This is a genomic window from Streptomyces sp. NPDC052396 (genome assembly GCF_044593195.1).
Classification (GTDB): domain Bacteria; phylum Actinomycetota; class Actinomycetes; order Streptomycetales; family Streptomycetaceae; genus Streptomyces.
Map to the genome: position 1 here is coordinate 19,335 of NZ_JBIUAW010000028.1, position 15,361 is coordinate 34,695.

Below are 15,361 nucleotides of genomic sequence, written 5' to 3' on the forward strand. Positions count from 1 at the left end.
AAGGGGGAAAGACAACCTGCGTTGCGGTGACGCTGCGCCGGACAGCGCGCAGGGTGCCGACGAAGGAGAGCCCGTCGGGGTCCAGCCCCTGGCCGGCCACGCATCGCTGTATCAGTTTCCGCAGAGCACGGTGCACGCCGAGTGGGCCGCCTAGTAGTGCCTCGTTAAATCTGCTGAACTTGCCTGTTCATTGGCACGGTGGCAGGTATGAGGCTCGGGGAAGTGGAGCAACTTCGCAGCGAATTAGCGGAGTTCGTTGGTGATGTGTTCGCTTCGTTCCCGCGGCGGGATCAGCGCCGGCGGGGCGAGTGCTATCTGCGGGGGCTGATGCTCGACGGTCGGCGCAAGTCGGTCCGGCCGATGGCGGACCGGTTGCCGGATGGGCACGTGCAGGCTCTGCAGCAGTTCGTGAACCAGTCACCGTGGGACTGGCTGCGGTTCGGCGCCGGATCGCCGAACGCCTCACGAAGGTGTTCCAGCCCGAGGTGTGGGTGGTCGACGATGTGTCGTTCCCCAAGTGCGGGGCGCGGTCGGTGGGGGTGGCCCGGCCGTACTGCGGGGCGGTGGGAAACGGGCGAACTGCCAGGCCGACGGTCAGCGTGCACACTGCCACCGACACCGCGCCCTGCCCGTTGCACTGGCAGCTGTTCCTGCCGGAGGAATGGACCGCCAATCTGCCGCGCTGCCAGGCGGGCGGTGTCCCGGCCGACAACCAGCACCCTCGGGCCCTCCCATGCGTGGGCCGCAACGGCGTCTTCCCAGACGGCCCGGACGTCGGCAGCGATGTCGTCGGGGGCAACGGCCTGGAAGACGTTGTCGAAGCCCTCCATGCAGTTCCGGGGATGGCCACCGCGGTCCGTAGCGATCGGCGCCTCGGCGGGCGCCTCCATATGGAGTGCCCGGAGGAAGCCCGCCAGCGTGTCGGCCGCGTGGTCGCCGCGGCTGATCGAGCCGTGGTCCAGCGGCTCGTCGGGAACCCAAGTCATTACGGTCCAGTGCTTGGGGAAGCGCTCGGACGGTTCGCCGAACCGCACCGGGGTCGGCACCGGGAGCGGCAGGCGCGGGGCCAGCACGGGGAGCCACCGCCGTTCCTTGAGCTGGAGCTCCGGGGTGGGGTCCATGCGCTGCATGCGCACGGCCAACTCGTCCCCGAGGCGCCACATTTGGTTGCCCCAACCGCCCGCCACCTCGCGGATGGCCAGCCCTGCAAGGTCTGGATGTTGCTCCTGCAGCAGGTCGCGGACCAGGTCTGCGGTGATCTCGATCTCGGTGTCGGTCATGCGAAGTCACAGTACTAAGGCGACAGACGGAGCGAGCTCTCGCTCTCCGGAACATCTCGCTGTGACCATCGGGCATCACCGATTGGGTTTCAGAGAGCTACGAATCACAGGCTTGGGACAGACCGGCCCCAAGTTCAGAGAAGCCTGCGTTCGCTGCCCAGTCCTCATCGTGGATCCCAACGGGAGAGGTCGACTTGTCGAGATTCGGGACAACCTGAACGACCGAATCGCCGAAGCCGCAAGAGAAGGATGGCTCGGCGAGGTTGAAGGCCTCTCGGTGAGCCGGGACGCCGCAGAGAAGAAGATCGCTCAGCTTGACGCAAGGCAGAAGCAGAAGGAATCGCCGGTATTCATGGAGATCCCGAGCTTCAGTCAGGTTGCGGCCCGCACCAGCTTCGCTACCAACGGAGCCTGACGGCCCGCACTTCGCCCCGCGTCGCATGGCGTCGCCTGAAAACCCGTTGCTCCCCGGTCCGCCTGCTTGGTGGGATGCAGGGGCTTCGACCGTGGGAGGGGACAGCTTGGCGGTGTTCGGGTGTGCGGGCTGCGGTGCGGTCCTGACGGCGGCGGTATCGGAGGTGGCGTTGCCGATCCACCTGGCCGACACCCACTGGGAGACACTGCACCCGCCACTGCTGGAGGCCGGGGCCTACGCAGTCGACCCCGCCCCGTACGGGCCGCCGTGGCGGCAGTGGGACGAGGCCGGAGCGCGCGAGGCGGCGGAGCGGGGGCGCTTTGCGCCGTTCGGCGCGCTGTCCGACGGACCGTCGGACACCGTCCTCCTCGCGCCCGGCGACATACGCGGCACCAGGCTGATCCTTGAGCGAGCCGGGGGCTACTGCATGGGGATCGATGGGAGGGACGGGCCCAACCTCGGCTGCCTGGGCTGCGATCTGCCGGTCGGAACGCGGATGGACGACTGCGGGTGCTGGCAGGTCGTCCGGCTCATCCCCCAGGCAGTAGTGCGGCTGCCCGGCCCCCCGGAGCGGCCGGTCATGGAGTGGGCGGAACTGCTGGCCACCGGCGCGCTGTGGCACCGGCTGAGCGAGTACCGGGACATCCCGGCGGGCGTGGCCCTCGCGCAGGTGGTGGTGGCCGCCGGGGGCGCGCCGGTCGCCGTCGCGCCCGGACCGGTCGCGGGGCTCCTCGGCCGGGCACTCGGCGCGCTGCTGCCCGCCGGGGAAGGCACGAAGCGGCTGAACCTGGCGGGACCGGAGTTCGGCGAGCCGACCGCTGACCTGGTGCTGGTGCCAGTCCATCCGCAAACCGGAGAGATGTGGCAGCCGCGTGCCGGGGCGGTACCGGTACCCATGGATGCCGCGCTCTGGGCCGAACTCGCCTTCCCGCCCCACAGAACCAGGCTGCCGGTGGTCGGCGGGCTGCCGGCAGGCGTCGAGCGGGATGACCCGCTGCCGCCGTACTTGTGGTATTTGTTCCAGCTATTCAGGGAGGCGTTCCGGTACATGCTTGCGCGGATGCCCGCTGTCAGGGAACCGTGGCTGCGGGCGATCTACGACCGAGCTTGCTGACCGTCAGAAGTAGTGCGGACCGAGTTGGAGCTGCCTACGACGCCGCCACCGGCCGTAGTATGCCGCCCGCCTGCTGCCACCGCTCTCACTGGCCCAGCGCACCCTCCGCCAGGCTCTGCGCGAGGCAGCCACGTCGTCTGCTCTAGGCAGCCGTCCGGCATGCCCGCCGGCACATCCACCGACTTGTCAGCGCACCGACCCATCGAACCGGCCTTAGGAGCTGAGCTGCTTGGCCATCCGCAGTAGTTCGTCGTTGGTGAGCTCGGTGCTCTGAGCCACTAGGGCAAAGGTGTACTCGTCGTTGGACCAGGTCAGGCAGCGGGATTGGGAGTGTTCGTGCAGATGGGCAGCATGCCCGTTCACGGAAGCTACAGCGCCGCGAGGACCGTCTGGCGCCTCTCCGACAGTCTGCGCCAGGGCCAGGGAAGGGCGTGCCAAGCCTTTGTGGTAGGACCGTGACCACGATGCGGTTGCCGCTCTTTCGAAGGGTGTTGGGAGGCAGCGGTCTCCTGGGGGCTCGTCGTAGACCTCGTCGGTTTGGGCATACCCATGTGGCAGATAGTGGGGGGTTGCGAGCTTCGAGCCGTCGAAGGGCGTGATGGTTGCCCCTGTGCCGGCGTCGATCAGCCGTCGTGACCCCAAAGGTGCGGTGAGAGTGGTTGTGACTTGTTGGTCTCTGCTGCCGCACTGGTGCTGGAGGTTGGCGGTGCCTTCTTTGAACGCCAGCGTTACCGTACCGGGGGATTCTCGGGCCTGAAGCTCAGGACGCGGTGCTTGGCAGGGGGTCCACCTGGCTGTAGTGGTGAGTGTGCGACCGTTCTGGCTCACCAGTACGTTGCCGAACACCGCCCCATCGTCACGGTGGTTTCTCCTGTGCTGATCGCCCAGCCACCATGCTGTTGCGCCGGTGATCAGGATGGCTATGGCGGCGGTGAGCCACACGATGCCTTGCGTTCGTTTCAGCTGCCGTGGGTTCACGGTGACGCTCCGCGCTTGACGATGACGGTTGGGCCTGAGCCTGACACCACTACGGGGGCTGGAGAAAGACAGTGGGCCGATGCCATGTTGATCGCATCGGCCTAGTCCCTTGGCGCGCTACCCGGCGGTGTTGAGTGTCCACTTCAGGTCGTGCAGGGTCTGGTAGATGGGCACGTAGTACACGCCTGCCAGGCACCACGGTTTCCTCTGATGCCCATCCAGGACAGTGCCCGGATTCAGCTCCGACGGGCAGGTGACCGTCCTGTCGAGGGCGGTGATCGTTCCGCGCGCCTCGTCGGTCGTCCAATTGTTCGCGCCGACGAAGACCGGTCCTCCGCTGTCTCCGTTGACTGCTGCAACGCCATGCGAGGGCCAGTCGGTCGCATAGCCGAGGTCGGTGACGGGGCGGTAGCCGCCATCCGCCCCGGTGACACCGACGTCGGTCTTGCTCAGCACGATGCTGCAGTGCACGCCGCCATTGGCGCCGTCCGTGCACACGTAGTCTCCGACGTTGTTGTGCCCATAGCCAGTAACGGGCTTGGCGTAGCCGTCGGTCCTGTTCGCCTCCTCGTCGTACAGGTACCCGTCGGCCGGATCATGCAAGGCGATACCGACAGTGTCCACGCGGGCGTTGCTCTGCAGGTGGTCGCTCACACCGACGTCGTCACCGCCTTCCCAGGTGCGCCAGTGGCCGTCCTTGGCGTCGCAGTGCTTGGCGGTGGTCAACATGTGGTTGCCATGGCTGTCGGTGACGGCGAATCCGCTGGAGCAGATGCCGCCTGAGGGGTTCTTCAAGGCGGAGCCGCCGTACCACGGGGGCGCGTCGTGTTTCCGTATCGCCTTGCCCGCGGCTGCCCCGTTCGCGGAGTGCGGCTGCGCCTTGCCGATACCGGCGGACGGGTCCGCACTCAGCGGCTTATAGGTGACGAGGGTGTTGATGCCGGTCAGCCGGTCGGTGAGTGTCTTGATCTTGCTCGTCCGAGTGCTGCGTTCATCACGGGCCAGCGGGTCCTTTTGATCCCGCCGGTCCGTGTCCCGGTCCTCGTCGTAGGTGATCTCCAGGCCACTACCGTCGTTGGCCCCTGAGATGCTGGTGATCCTGATCGGGTCCGGTGTCGAGGACGGCCGCAAGACCGCTGGCTTCCCGTCCTTGAGCAGCTTGTTGCGGGCGACGTGAAGCTCGGCCTTCGAGTAACGGGCCAGCACCGTCTCGGCCGTCACACCGTGGGGGAGATGGGCGAGAATGCTCTGGACCCGCTGCGAGGGAGTGCCCTTCCAATGCAGCTGTAAGTGGTTGTGGTCCGGGTCGATTTCGATCTCGGTGAAGCCGGGAATCCTGGCCCGGTCGTACTCGGAGAGTCCATCGGTGATGTCTCCGGCGATCTGGTCGAGTACGCGCTGCTTCTGCCGGGGACAACTTCGATGGTCCAGCGACTGAGGGCACCGCACAGGTGGTCCGGGACGGCTGTAGTGGCGATGACGACCATGGACGGCATGTCAGTGGCCTTCGCGTGCGTAGTTGACTCCGGCGGGCAGTGCGCCGACTGTCGGATCCCAGAGGTGAACCATGTCGACGTCCTGGCGTTCGAAGTCGTCGTCGGCAGCCGCGGGTTCGACCGGGTTGAGGAGAGTTTGGACGTCCTTGACGATGCGGGGCAGCAGTCGGAAGAGGCGCAGGTTGTCGCGGAAGGTGCGGCGTGCCTCGGCTTCCGGGTTGGTGGATTGGTGGAGGGAGAAGGCGAGGGGCAGGGTGGTGTCGGCTTTGTAGAGGTCGGCGATGTCGTAGACGAAGCGTGCTGAGTGCCTGCATGGACGAACCCGAGGGCGGGTGAGCAGCCCAGGGCGAGAAGAGCGGCATGGACGATGCCGTAGAGGCAGGTGTTGGCGGCGGGCAGGGCGAGGTTGACGGGATCCTGGGCGTGCCATTGGTCGGGTTGGTAGGCGCGGCGGAAGCGGCCGATGCGGTGTTGTTCGGCGAGGCGGCGGTAGAGGGCTTTCATGCGTTGGCCTCCCAGGCCGCAGAGTTGGGCGAGGGTGGTGCCGTCGGGGACGGTGTCGCCGAAGCGCATGTCGTACATGCGGATGGCGGTCTCCAGCCGGCGCTCGGGGTGACCCAGGCCTGGACTTGCTGTTCAAGCCAGTGGGTGGTGAGGGAGTCGGGCAGGATGCCGGCAGAGGAGCGCACTCCGCCCGCTCCGGTGCAGATGACGTTGGTGCCGTGGCGGGCGAGGGTGGTCAGTGCGCGGGTGGTGATGGAGACGCCGGGGCCCAGAAGCAGGCAGGAAAGCGCGGAGGTTGGCACGTAGACGGTGTCCGTGCTCTGTGCGTTGATTTGGATCTGGGCGCAGACTCCGGTGTCGTCTTGGACGACTCGGACCCTGTCGAGGTAGAGGAATGACAGGGAGTCGGCGACGCGCGGCAGCATGGCCAGGGTGGGGGCGGCCAGACGGGCATGGGCGTTGCTGTGCTGGGCGGGGGTGGTGGTCATGGAGTGCAGGCGGGGGCGAGGCTGAGGAGGCCTGCTCCGTAGGGTTTGCCGCGGCCGATGCCAGTGAGTAGGGCGTTGGTCAGTGCGGTGGGGTCGCTGATGGTGGCCATGCCGTCGTAGCGCATGAGGCAGTGCTGGACGGTGGCGGCAGGGTCTTTGCCGTGGGCGCTGATGGGGCGTTGAGGCACGGGCAGGAGGGTGTGCAGCTGTAGGCCGGCGCTGGTGGCACGGCGGTTCCACCATTCGTCGGCGGCAGGTCCGGACAGTGGCGTGATCTTTCCGCGTCTTTTGTCGGGTCCGGGGCGGCGTTCGCTTTTGGTGGGGCTGACGGTGATCCGGTAGCGGACGGGCAGCCCCTTGCGCAGGGCGCTGAACATGGGGGCGAGGCTTTTGACGTGGGTTCGTCCGTAGTCGCGGGGGAGTTGGGTGGCATCGAGGGGTACGGCGGCTTGGACGAGCAGGGTGCTGGAGTGTTCGGCTTCGTCGAGGCGGTAGAGCAGTCCGGTGTTCTGGCGCGGGGTGTTGCCGAGGTGGTCGGGGACGAGCCGCATGAGGGTGCGGTGCATCTGGGTGGGGTCGCGCAGGTCGCGCTGGACGGCCCGGCTTTGGAGGTTGAGCCGTATGCGGGCCAGGGTGGCGGTGGGGCTCATGCCGCGTGCTCCAGGGCGTAGGTGACCAGGCGGTCGTTCAGCTGATCGGGAGAGGTGCGCAGGGTTGCCCGGACGGGTTCCCTGCTGCGGTAGAGGGTGCGTTTGCCGTGGTGGCGGTGGTGCGGGACGAAGCTGCCTGGGACGTCGTTGATGGTCAGGGTGGCGGCTTCTTGCGGTACCCCGGCCGGGGGGGCGCTCGCGGAGGAAGTCCACGAGGATGGTGCCGTCCTGCGAGGCCTGCTCGCGCGCGTGCTGGTGAAGTACTCAGCGGCACGTGCAGGTGGAGTTCGGTTTCCGGGTCGGTTACCTGGGCGCTCAGCAGGAGTGGTTCGTCGGGGACACAGGCGCGTCGGCCCAAGTAGGGGGACCAGTGGGGGTGTTGGAGGGCTTCGGCGATGCGTGTGGTGTCTTGTTCGGGCCCGCACACGGCGACGACGAACGCGGCGTCCGCCAGGTACTGGCGGCGGGTGATGACGGCATCGCCCTTGTGGGAACCGCCCGCGGTGGCCAGAGTGCGTTCCTTGGGCAGGCCGCCGCCCACCGTGTGGTAGTCGGTCAGGCGTACGCCGGGGCGGTCGATGCGGATGATGAACTCCAGCCCTGCGTAGTCTTCCAGGCCTCTGTGGCGGTCGAATCCTTGGGCTGCGGCGAACATCCCGATGAGGGCGGAGCGGGTGGGGAAGGCCGCGCTGTCGCGGACGGCGGATAAGGCGGAGCGTTCGCCCCAGGACTGCAGGGGTCCGGCCAGTCGCAGCAGCAGGGCGGTCACGGGCCGTCCTCGGCAGGCAGAGCGGCGTCCACGGCTGCTTCGATGAGGCTGGGGAAGGACTCGTGGCGGTCGCCGAGACCGTCTATGGCCCGCTCGTCGATACCGGCGTGGCCGTGGAAGGTCCGCTGTCGGTTGCCGGTGAGGCGGTTGATGTTCCGGGCGTAGGTGCCCAGGGCCTGCCGCGAGGGACCGGAATAGCCGCCGTTCTTCGGGTCCGAGCCGACCGGCTGCTCGAAGGCTGCAGCCAGCGAGAGGGGCCGGCTGGTGCGGACGGCGGCGTAGGCGAGGTCGGGGATGGTGTGCGGGGCCGTGCTGTTCTTCTTGGCCTGGGGCAGCGACATCAGGAAGTGGTCGGCGAAGGAACTGACCAGTGTGCGTGTGGCCTTGTGGTCGCCGGAGAGGTTCTTCAGCAGGTCCGAGATGTTGACGGAGGCGAAGCGGTAGAAGACACCGGTGCTGAACTCGGCGGTGCTCAGGTGTCCGCTTCCGGTCTCGGCCTCGCCCAGCCAGTCGTCAACTGCGGTGAAGTAGTCGCGCTGCGGCTCACTGGCGTGCGGGGTGAAGGCATGAGCAACCTGGGTGGATCCGTCGACGTTGGCGTCGGAGATTTCGGCGAGCATGCATCCGAAGAGGCTGATGGAGGCGGTGCGGCGCTTGAGGATGCCGGAGATACGGTCTACAGGGAGCGTCTGCCCCGGCGTCTTCTTTCCCAGCCCTGGCTCCAGGTCCTGACGGTATTCCTGGCAGATGGCGATCAGGTCGTCGATGGCGGCGGCGGGAAGGAAGAGCAGGACGGAGGTGTGCCCCTCCTTCTCCTTCTTCAACAGCTTCTTCCCCGCACAGGCTGCCACCTGGGCACCTGCGAACTCTGCCAAGTCTTCCGGCCAGCCGGTCGGGGGCCGACCGCATTCGCCGCCGAAGAGATCGAAGCGACCGCTGAAGGCACCATCGAAGGGTTCCGGGATCTCCAAGTCCTCGATCTCGTGGGCCCGATGGAAGAGAGCACGTAATCCCAGTCTCGTGGACTGACCTGCTAACCGGACAGGTATCCAGGGCGCGTCTCTCAGAGAGAACGATGGGCTCATGATCCTCACCTCAATGCCAGCCCGCGGCACAGCGCCGGCCGCGGGCACCCATTCAAGCGACGGCAGCGATGGCGTGTGAGCACTTTCGAAAAGTTGCGCAGAGGCGCTTGAATCTCATGACCCACAAGTCCGCTCTGCGGTAAGGCTGTGGAGCTGTACATGGCGGCGACCATCCGCCGACCCCAATACCTGCCCGCGCAGGGGTGTTCCGTTGCGAAGCGGTGCTTGGGCGCGCTTTCGCAAGCTTTCCCGCCATCGCGGGGGTGTCGAAAAGGCAGACCACGCCCCGCCTGGGACGTGCTGTCACGTACGCACCAAGCCCAACTCGTCATCCAGCCTCAAAGTGGCACAACCCACACGAACCGGCTAAACCTCGCCGCCGGTCACCGGCTGACGGAGTACCACCAGATCTCCCAACATCGGATGCTCCGCCCACGCCGCAGGTGGCTTCACGACGTCGAGGCTGTCCTTGGGGAACCAGTCGGCCCTCACCGGGATAGTCCTGCGCATTACGGCCCGGACATCACTGATCACGATCCGGCCGTCATCACCCCTGCCAGGCAAGGGAATCTCACCAGCAGGGTCGAGCGTCACTGCTCCCTGCTCATGCTGGTACGCGCACAATAGCCGCACCGCGTCGGCCTCCGAACCCTGGCCCGCCGCCAGAAGCGGCGGCAATTCCTCCATCACCGACCGCTGCAGCGCATTGGGCCCAGCGCTGATGCCATACGCCTGCGCGAACTCCTCACCGGCCAGCTCCACCGGCACCAGACCGGCCTCGCCAACAAGCCTCGGCGCCGCAGCAAGAGCCCGAGCGAAGTGCTCCTCCAGCGACGAGGGCATATCCCACTGACGCTGCCGGATGAAGTCCTCCTGACTCACCAGCCAGTCCGCCAAAATCACCAGACCCGTCACCAGCACCGCCGCTGGCGCCTTGAAATCTTCCGGAGGCTCAGGTTCACCCAGCAGCCTATACACAGCCGCAGCATGCGCAACGCGCTGCTGCTCCCACGTGGTTCCGCCGAGCAATTGCGAGAAGGCGGGGTTGTCGATGCGTGCACGGTCCAGGTAGCAGAACCGGCCATGGTGCCCACCGATCACCTGCGCGACGCGCGCCACCACTCCCCGGCGTGGGGCACCTTTGGGAAAGCCCAGGGCCGCCAGCACTGCCGGAGCCGCCTCCATGCCGGCGACATCATGACTCGAGCGCTCCACACCGATCTTGCCCATGTCCGAGCACAGTGCCTCGCTCAGCTCACTCTGGCCATTATCGTCACGCAGCTGGAACCCCGAGATCTTCCCGATGTCATGCAACCCAGCGCATAACGCCACCACGGCCCGAGCGTGCTCCTGGTCACCAGCACAGCCCCAGAGCGGCAGTTACCGACCGCCGCTGATTCTCAGACAGGTAGTGATCCCACAAGTACATAGCCACCGCAGCGGTATCCAGCAGGTGCCGCACCAGCGGATACGGCTCTGCCAACCCACGAGCTTTACCCCACAACGACTCGTCTGGAGCCCCAAATGACCTACGGACAACGCCACTTGCCTCCCCTGCCCTTGATTCCAGCCGCACGCAACGGATTGAAACAGACGGCACTGACAACAGCCTTGTCTGGGCAGTGAGTTGGGTGGCCCAACGAGCCCTGGCTGCCTGGCAGTAATCGCAAAGGAATGGCAAGCACGGCGATAACGCGCACGTCATGAAGGGTCCGTCCCGCGCATGCGGGGGTGATCCGGCCACTTGGACCGGGGTGGTGGTGGCCGTGATGTCCGTCCCGCGCATGCGGGAGTGATCCGCGGGGCGGGTATGTGAACTGGGCGTACTCACGGACCGTCCCGCGCGTGCGGGGGTGATCCGCTCTCCGCACCCTTCACAGCCCTCCAACAGTCGTCTGTCCCACGCATGCGGAGGTGTTTCAGCCTTTTCGATGGGCGGAAAACCGTACGGCGACTCCGTCCCGCAAACGTTCGCTACATTCGCTGACCCATAACGGCGTTATGGCCAGGGGCCCATGGGCGTGCACTCTCAATCTGCGAACGCGGCCGGAACCGGGCCTCCGTTCCTTCCCACAGCTACGAGGGCGTTCCGCTAGACGACCAGCTACTCGAATTGCTCGGGGACTGCCCCGCATCAGCGGGGGTGGCCGGAGAGGTAGATGGTGGCCTGAGACGGCGTTCCATCCGCCCGCGCTGCTGGGTCTTCCGTATCTGGCAGCGCAGACCGGACTCCTGGATCCGTCCGTCGCGCCCGCGACACGGCAGGCACGAACTTGCGGTCTGTCTCAACGGACCGAGTCCATGCGTCTCACTCACTCCAGTCCACACAGGTCATCGGCGCTGGATGACTAGCTTCGTTAAGACAGGACCCGTCGCGACCCTCCCGCACCTGTAGGTCAGGAGCCCCCTCGAAGCCAAGTCGTTCGAGTGGGGACACTTGGACGCTGTCTCAGGTGGTGGTGCTTCAGCTACTCGACCGTGTTCGTGAGAAATGTGTGGATCTCGGCAGCGAGGTTTCGCATCTCCTCGCCAGCTGCGTGCACGGTGGTGGTCTCGAAGTGCCACTCCTCGGACGGAGGCCGGTCGTGGATGCCCCACGTCAGGTGGACGTAGCCGCCCGGGCGGTGTTCCGCCGAGATTGTCAGGTCGTGTTCGAGGGAACGCCAGGCGCGCGCTCCTTCCCAGCCGAGGAAGTCCTCGGCCAGCGATGAGAGGAAGCTGTCGAGGCCGTCGCCGTCCCACGTCCGCACCAGAGTTTCGATGCTCACCCATTGTCCCCGAGCTTTCACGTGGAAGTCGAGCGAGGAGGCGTCCCCGAACGGTCTTGTCGGGTCGGAGAAGTACAGGTGGACCAGTCGCGGTCCGGGGTCTCCCACGTGTACCGCGGCGCCGTCTTCGATCATTCGAGCAGGTTAGAAGTCGTGGGAGTCGATGACCAACTGTTATTCCCTGCACGGCCCCGGGCCCAGGCTGCAGGCGCCACTTGGGGCATGACCGTCCGCTATGACTGTGGATCTTGCACGAAACCTTCTCCCCGATGGGCTGTGGAGGATAGCCGCGCCGCTGATGCCGCCGATCCGGCCCAGGCAGCAGGGTGGCGGGACAGTGCCAGTGGCGGATCGGAAGGTGTTCACGGCGGTGGTGTACGTGCTGACCAGCGGTTGCGCCTGGCGGTACCTGCCGCCAACATTCGGCACGTCGCCTGCCACCGCTCATCGCCGGTTCACGGCGTGGACCAAGGCCGGTCTGTGGCGCCGGCTGCCCCGGGCAGTCCTGGACGAACTCGGTGCCAGGGGCGAGCTGGATTGGACCTCAGCAATCACCGACGCCGCGTCCGTCCGTGCGGTCCTTAGTGCCGGTGAGCAAGTGGTCGGTCCTGCTCTTGCGGGAGTGCTCGAGCCCTTTCGATGGGCGGAAATCCGTAACAGCGTGTCCGTCGCTCATCTGCAAGAGTGTGCCACGGATGCACAAGAGCATCGAGGGACGCGAAGCGGTCCGGCCCCGCACCTGCAGGGGTATCGGGGTTTCCTGCAGCACTGCCTCGGGCCTCGAGACGTCCGTCCGCGCCTCCAAGACCTTCGATATCTCGGTGGGCGAATCCCATAACGGCGTTATGACCAGCGGACCCCAAGGGCATGCACCCTCAAACCGCGAGCGCGCCCAGAATCGGGGCCCCGGTTCATGCCGCACCTGGAGGGACTCCCTCAGCCGGGCGCTACTTCCGCGAGGTCAACGGTGTCCTTCCACTCTGCGGGTCCGTTCCAACGCTGCCCTTACAAGAGCACTTCCACCGGATACCAGCGTCCGTCCACCCCACCCGTCTGGCGGGGGTGGTGTAGCTGGAAGCTGCGGCTGCCTCGGCCATCACATGTCCATCTCGCACTCGCTTTCTTCGCTGACCCATAACGGCGTTATGGCCGGCGGATCCCCGAGGACGTCCACCCTCAGACGCGAGCGCGCCCGGCATCACGGCCTTGACTCTCCCACCACCTACAACGGTGTTCCAGGTTCGTCCGCAAACGACGGCAAGGGCCACGGCGCCCGTCCCATGCATGCGGGGGTGGTCCGCTCAGCCCAGAGCAGTGGGACGCGGCCCGGCGGTCCGTCCCATGCATGCGGGATGTTCCAGCCCTTTCGATGGGCGGAAAACCGTACGGCGAGTCAGTCCCGCACCTCCGAACGTTCGCTACCTTCGCTCACTCATAACGGCGTTATGACCAGCAGGTCCCGAGGGCGTGCACCCCTAATCCGCGAACGCGGCCAGAACCAGGCCCCGGTTCTTCCATATCTGCACCTGGAGGGGCGTTCTGCCAGGCGACCAGCTACTCGAATTACCGGGACTCTTGCAGAAAGCCCCGACGTTCACGCCAGGGATGAATGCATCTCAAGGCTGCTCTGACGGAGGAACGCGCCTGGCTCGCCGACGTGTCAGCGGTCGTCCTGCAACAGTCTCTGCGGGACCTGGACACCGCCTACAAGAACTTCTTCGACAGCCTCAAGGGCAAGCGGCAGGGCCGCAAGGTCGGCCCGCCCCGCTACAAGTCGAAGAAGGACACCCGGCAGTCGATCCGCCTCAACACCAACGCCTTCTCGCTCCAGGACAACGGCACGGTGTACGTGGCCAAGGTCGGCAACCTCAAGGTCACGTGGTCCCACCGGCTTCCGGCCGCTCCCACCTCCCTGACCGTCACCATGGACAGCTGTGGCCGGTACTTCCTCAGCTTCGTCGTGGACACCGAGCCGGAACATCTTCCCCGGCCTGGAGACCGACGCCGGTGTTGACCTGGGCCTGTCCGCCTTCGCCGTCCTGTCCGACGGCAGGAAGATCGACAGCCCCTGCTTCCTGCGCCGGGCGGAGAAGAAACTCAAGCGTCTTCAGCGGGAGCTGTCCCGCAAGGCCAAGGGATCGAAGAACCGGGCCAAGGCCCGCATCAAGGTGGCACGCCAGCACGCCAAGGTGGCCAACCGGCGCCGGGACTGGCACCACAAGGCTTCCACGCAGATCATTCGCGACAACCAAGCGGTGTACGTGGAAAACCTCGCGGTGTCCGGCCTCGGGCGTACCCGACTCGCCAAGTCCGTGTATGACGCGGGATGGTCCGCGTTCGTACGGATGCTGGAGTACAAGGCCGTCAAGCGCAGCCGCACCTTCGCCAAGGTGAACCGGGCCTTCCCGCCCTCGCAGATCTGCTCGGCCTGCAGATTCCGGGACGGTCCCAAACCCCTGCACGTCAGGGAGTGGACGTGCAGGGCCTTGGGACCGTGCACGACCGCGACCACAACGCAGCCCGCAATGTCCCTCTTCGAAGGACGCCGAATCATCGCCACCGGACGGGTGGAGACGCCAAACGCCTGTGGAGCGCGGTAAGACGGGCACACGTGCCCGCACAGCGCGTTGAAGCAGGGGGCCACGCAAGGATCAGACGCCCCAGGCCGGAATCCCTGGACTTTAGACCAGGGGGCACGTCAATCAAGGGCTGCCCGCATCTGCGAGGGTCTCCCGGAGTGGTAGACGCATGCATGGGACAGCATTCCGCCCGCCCCATGCATGCGGAGGTGATCCGCATCTGGCAGTGGCGGCGGACTCCTGAATCCGTCTATCTCGCGGATGCGATGGTGCTCCGGTGTACCGGGACGTGTTGGAGGTCGTCGAGACGTCTACGCCGCACCTGCGGGGGCGTTCCATGGTGGGCGATGGTTCCAGTACAGCCGTCGCGATCCGGCCCGCACCTGCAGGGCAACTGCCACCACCGAAAGCCATAACGACGTTATGACCCACGGCTCTGCCGACACGATCCTTCCCATCCTGCGAGCACGAGGTTACCAACCCCTTCGATGCCTCCGAGTTGTCCCGACACGCGGGCCGGGTCACCGAAACGTCAGCACACCTCTTGCACCTCGCCCTCCGTCCCGCGCACATGGGGGGATTCGTCAGCCGACCTCGCCAAGAGCTCCTGATTTGTCGTCTGCCCTGCGCCCGCGGAAGCGTTCCGCATAGCTCTTCCTCAGCGTCGATGAGCAGGTGATCCGTCTTGCGCCTGAGGGTGTTCCAGCCCTTTCGATGGACGGAAATCCGCGCGGCGCGTCTGGCCCGCACACGCGGAGTTTTCCGGTCTACCACGGCCTCGCCTCAGGCGCCGAGACATTCATCCCACACCTCCGAGACGTTCGCTGTCTTCGCTGAAAGCCATAACGGCGTTATGACCTACGGCCTCATGAGGCGTGCACCCCAATCCGTGAGCGTGCCCGGAACCGGGCTCCCGCCCTATCTGCGAGGGGTCCCGCCAGGCGACCAGGTGCTCGATCTGCTCGGGGGCGTCCCCGCTGTACTGGTACGCGACGACATCGTCCAGACGTCCGTCGCGTACCTGCGGAGGAGTCAAGTACCGCTACCCACACCCCATAACGGCGTTATGACCCACAGCCCGGCCGGCAGGATCCCTTCCATCTCGCGAGCACTGGGTGTCCCGTATCCCGCGCCTGCGGGGAGCGTGTCTGAAAGATCGTGTAAGTCCGTGATGTGACAGGCTGGCCGGGGCCTTGACCTGGGCCTTTGCCAGCCGGGACGGACGGACATGAACG

At 66.4% G+C, this 15,361-nt stretch carries 13 protein-coding genes and 3 pseudogenes; 6 read left to right on the forward strand and 10 right to left on the reverse strand.

Annotation, left to right across the window (positions count from 1 at the left end; all coding sequences use genetic code 11):
• Positions 1-207 precede the first annotated feature (207 nt).
• Positions 208-719 (forward strand): annotated as a pseudogene (locus ACIHFE_RS33930) (transposase); the annotation flags it as partial.
• Here ACIHFE_RS33930 and ACIHFE_RS33935 read toward each other — a convergent pair.
• Positions 705-1,280, reverse strand: a pseudogene (locus ACIHFE_RS33935) (phosphotransferase); the annotation flags it as partial. The pseudogenes ACIHFE_RS33930 and ACIHFE_RS33935 overlap by 15 nt on opposite strands.
• A gap of 61 nt (positions 1,281-1,341) precedes the next feature.
• On the opposite strand from ACIHFE_RS33935, the gene ACIHFE_RS33940 reads away from it, so the two are divergent.
• Both ACIHFE_RS33940 and ACIHFE_RS33945 read left to right on the forward strand, forming a co-directional pair.
• Positions 1,342-1,695 carry a hypothetical protein gene (locus tag ACIHFE_RS33940; protein WP_400112846.1) on the forward strand — a complete coding sequence of 118 codons (354 nt, stop codon included), beginning with the start codon at positions 1,342-1,344 and terminating at the stop codon, positions 1,693-1,695.
• Between the two features lie 163 nt (positions 1,696-1,858).
• Positions 1,859-2,809, forward strand: a complete 951-nt coding sequence (locus tag ACIHFE_RS33945) for a hypothetical protein (protein ID WP_400112848.1) — start codon at positions 1,859-1,861, stop codon at positions 2,807-2,809.
• A 213-nt stretch (positions 2,810-3,022) separates the two neighbouring features.
• Here the strand turns inward: ACIHFE_RS33945 and ACIHFE_RS33950 are convergent, their stop codons facing one another.
• From ACIHFE_RS33950 to ACIHFE_RS33990, 9 genes and pseudogenes are all read right to left on the reverse strand, one after another.
• The gene (locus ACIHFE_RS33950; RefSeq protein WP_400112850.1) at positions 3,023-3,172 is read right to left on the reverse strand and encodes a hypothetical protein; all 150 of its coding nucleotides are present in this window, start codon (positions 3,170-3,172) and stop codon (positions 3,023-3,025) included.
• Positions 3,173-3,904: 732 nt separating this feature from the next.
• Positions 3,905-5,236 (reverse strand): S1 family peptidase, encoded by a 1,332-nt coding sequence (locus ACIHFE_RS33955; RefSeq protein ID WP_400112852.1) that lies wholly within the window; start codon positions 5,234-5,236, stop codon positions 3,905-3,907.
• Positions 5,237-5,284: 48 nt separating this feature from the next.
• Positions 5,285-6,212, reverse strand: a pseudogene (cas1e, locus tag ACIHFE_RS33960) (type I-E CRISPR-associated endonuclease Cas1e).
• A gap of 59 nt (positions 6,213-6,271) precedes the next feature.
• Positions 6,272-6,925 carry a type I-E CRISPR-associated protein Cas6/Cse3/CasE gene (cas6e, locus tag ACIHFE_RS33965; RefSeq protein WP_400112853.1) on the reverse strand — a complete coding sequence of 218 codons (654 nt, stop codon included), beginning with the start codon at positions 6,923-6,925 and terminating at the stop codon, positions 6,272-6,274.
• A 154-nt stretch (positions 6,926-7,079) separates the two neighbouring features.
• Entirely contained in the window at positions 7,080-7,694 is a 615-nt protein-coding gene (gene cas5e / locus ACIHFE_RS33970) for a type I-E CRISPR-associated protein Cas5/CasD (RefSeq protein ID WP_400112856.1), read from the reverse strand.
• Positions 7,691-8,779 carry a type I-E CRISPR-associated protein Cas7/Cse4/CasC gene (locus ACIHFE_RS33975; protein WP_400112857.1) on the reverse strand — a complete coding sequence of 363 codons (1,089 nt, stop codon included), beginning with the start codon at positions 8,777-8,779 and terminating at the stop codon, positions 7,691-7,693. Before ACIHFE_RS33975 ends, cas5e begins: the two co-directional genes overlap by 4 nt.
• A gap of 366 nt (positions 8,780-9,145) precedes the next feature.
• Positions 9,146-10,159 (reverse strand): CRISPR-associated endonuclease Cas3'', encoded by a 1,014-nt coding sequence (locus tag ACIHFE_RS33980; protein WP_400112869.1) that lies wholly within the window; start codon positions 10,157-10,159, stop codon positions 9,146-9,148.
• On the reverse strand, positions 10,134-10,565 hold the full coding sequence (locus ACIHFE_RS33985; RefSeq protein ID WP_400112859.1) for an HD domain-containing protein: 432 nt from the start codon (positions 10,563-10,565) through the stop codon (positions 10,134-10,136). The genes ACIHFE_RS33980 and ACIHFE_RS33985 overlap by 26 nt, the downstream gene beginning before the upstream one ends.
• Before the next feature lie 682 nt (positions 10,566-11,247).
• Entirely contained in the window at positions 11,248-11,682 is a 435-nt protein-coding gene (locus ACIHFE_RS33990) for a DUF6228 family protein (protein ID WP_400112861.1), read from the reverse strand.
• 100 nt (positions 11,683-11,782) lie between these two features.
• Between ACIHFE_RS33990 and ACIHFE_RS33995 the strand changes: the two genes are divergently transcribed.
• The 3 genes from ACIHFE_RS33995 (at position 11,783) to ACIHFE_RS34005 (ending at position 14,147) form a co-directional block, all read left to right on the forward strand.
• Positions 11,783-12,385, forward strand: coding sequence for a transposase (locus ACIHFE_RS33995; RefSeq protein WP_400112863.1), 603 nt, complete (start codon positions 11,783-11,785; stop codon positions 12,383-12,385).
• A gap of 771 nt (positions 12,386-13,156) precedes the next feature.
• Positions 13,157-13,561, forward strand: coding sequence for an RNA-guided endonuclease InsQ/TnpB family protein (locus ACIHFE_RS34000; RefSeq protein ID WP_400112865.1), 405 nt, complete (start codon positions 13,157-13,159; stop codon positions 13,559-13,561).
• Positions 13,482-14,147, forward strand: coding sequence for an RNA-guided endonuclease InsQ/TnpB family protein (locus ACIHFE_RS34005; RefSeq protein WP_400112867.1), 666 nt, complete (start codon positions 13,482-13,484; stop codon positions 14,145-14,147). The genes ACIHFE_RS34000 and ACIHFE_RS34005 overlap by 80 nt, the downstream gene beginning before the upstream one ends.
• Positions 14,148-15,361 lie beyond the last annotated feature (1,214 nt).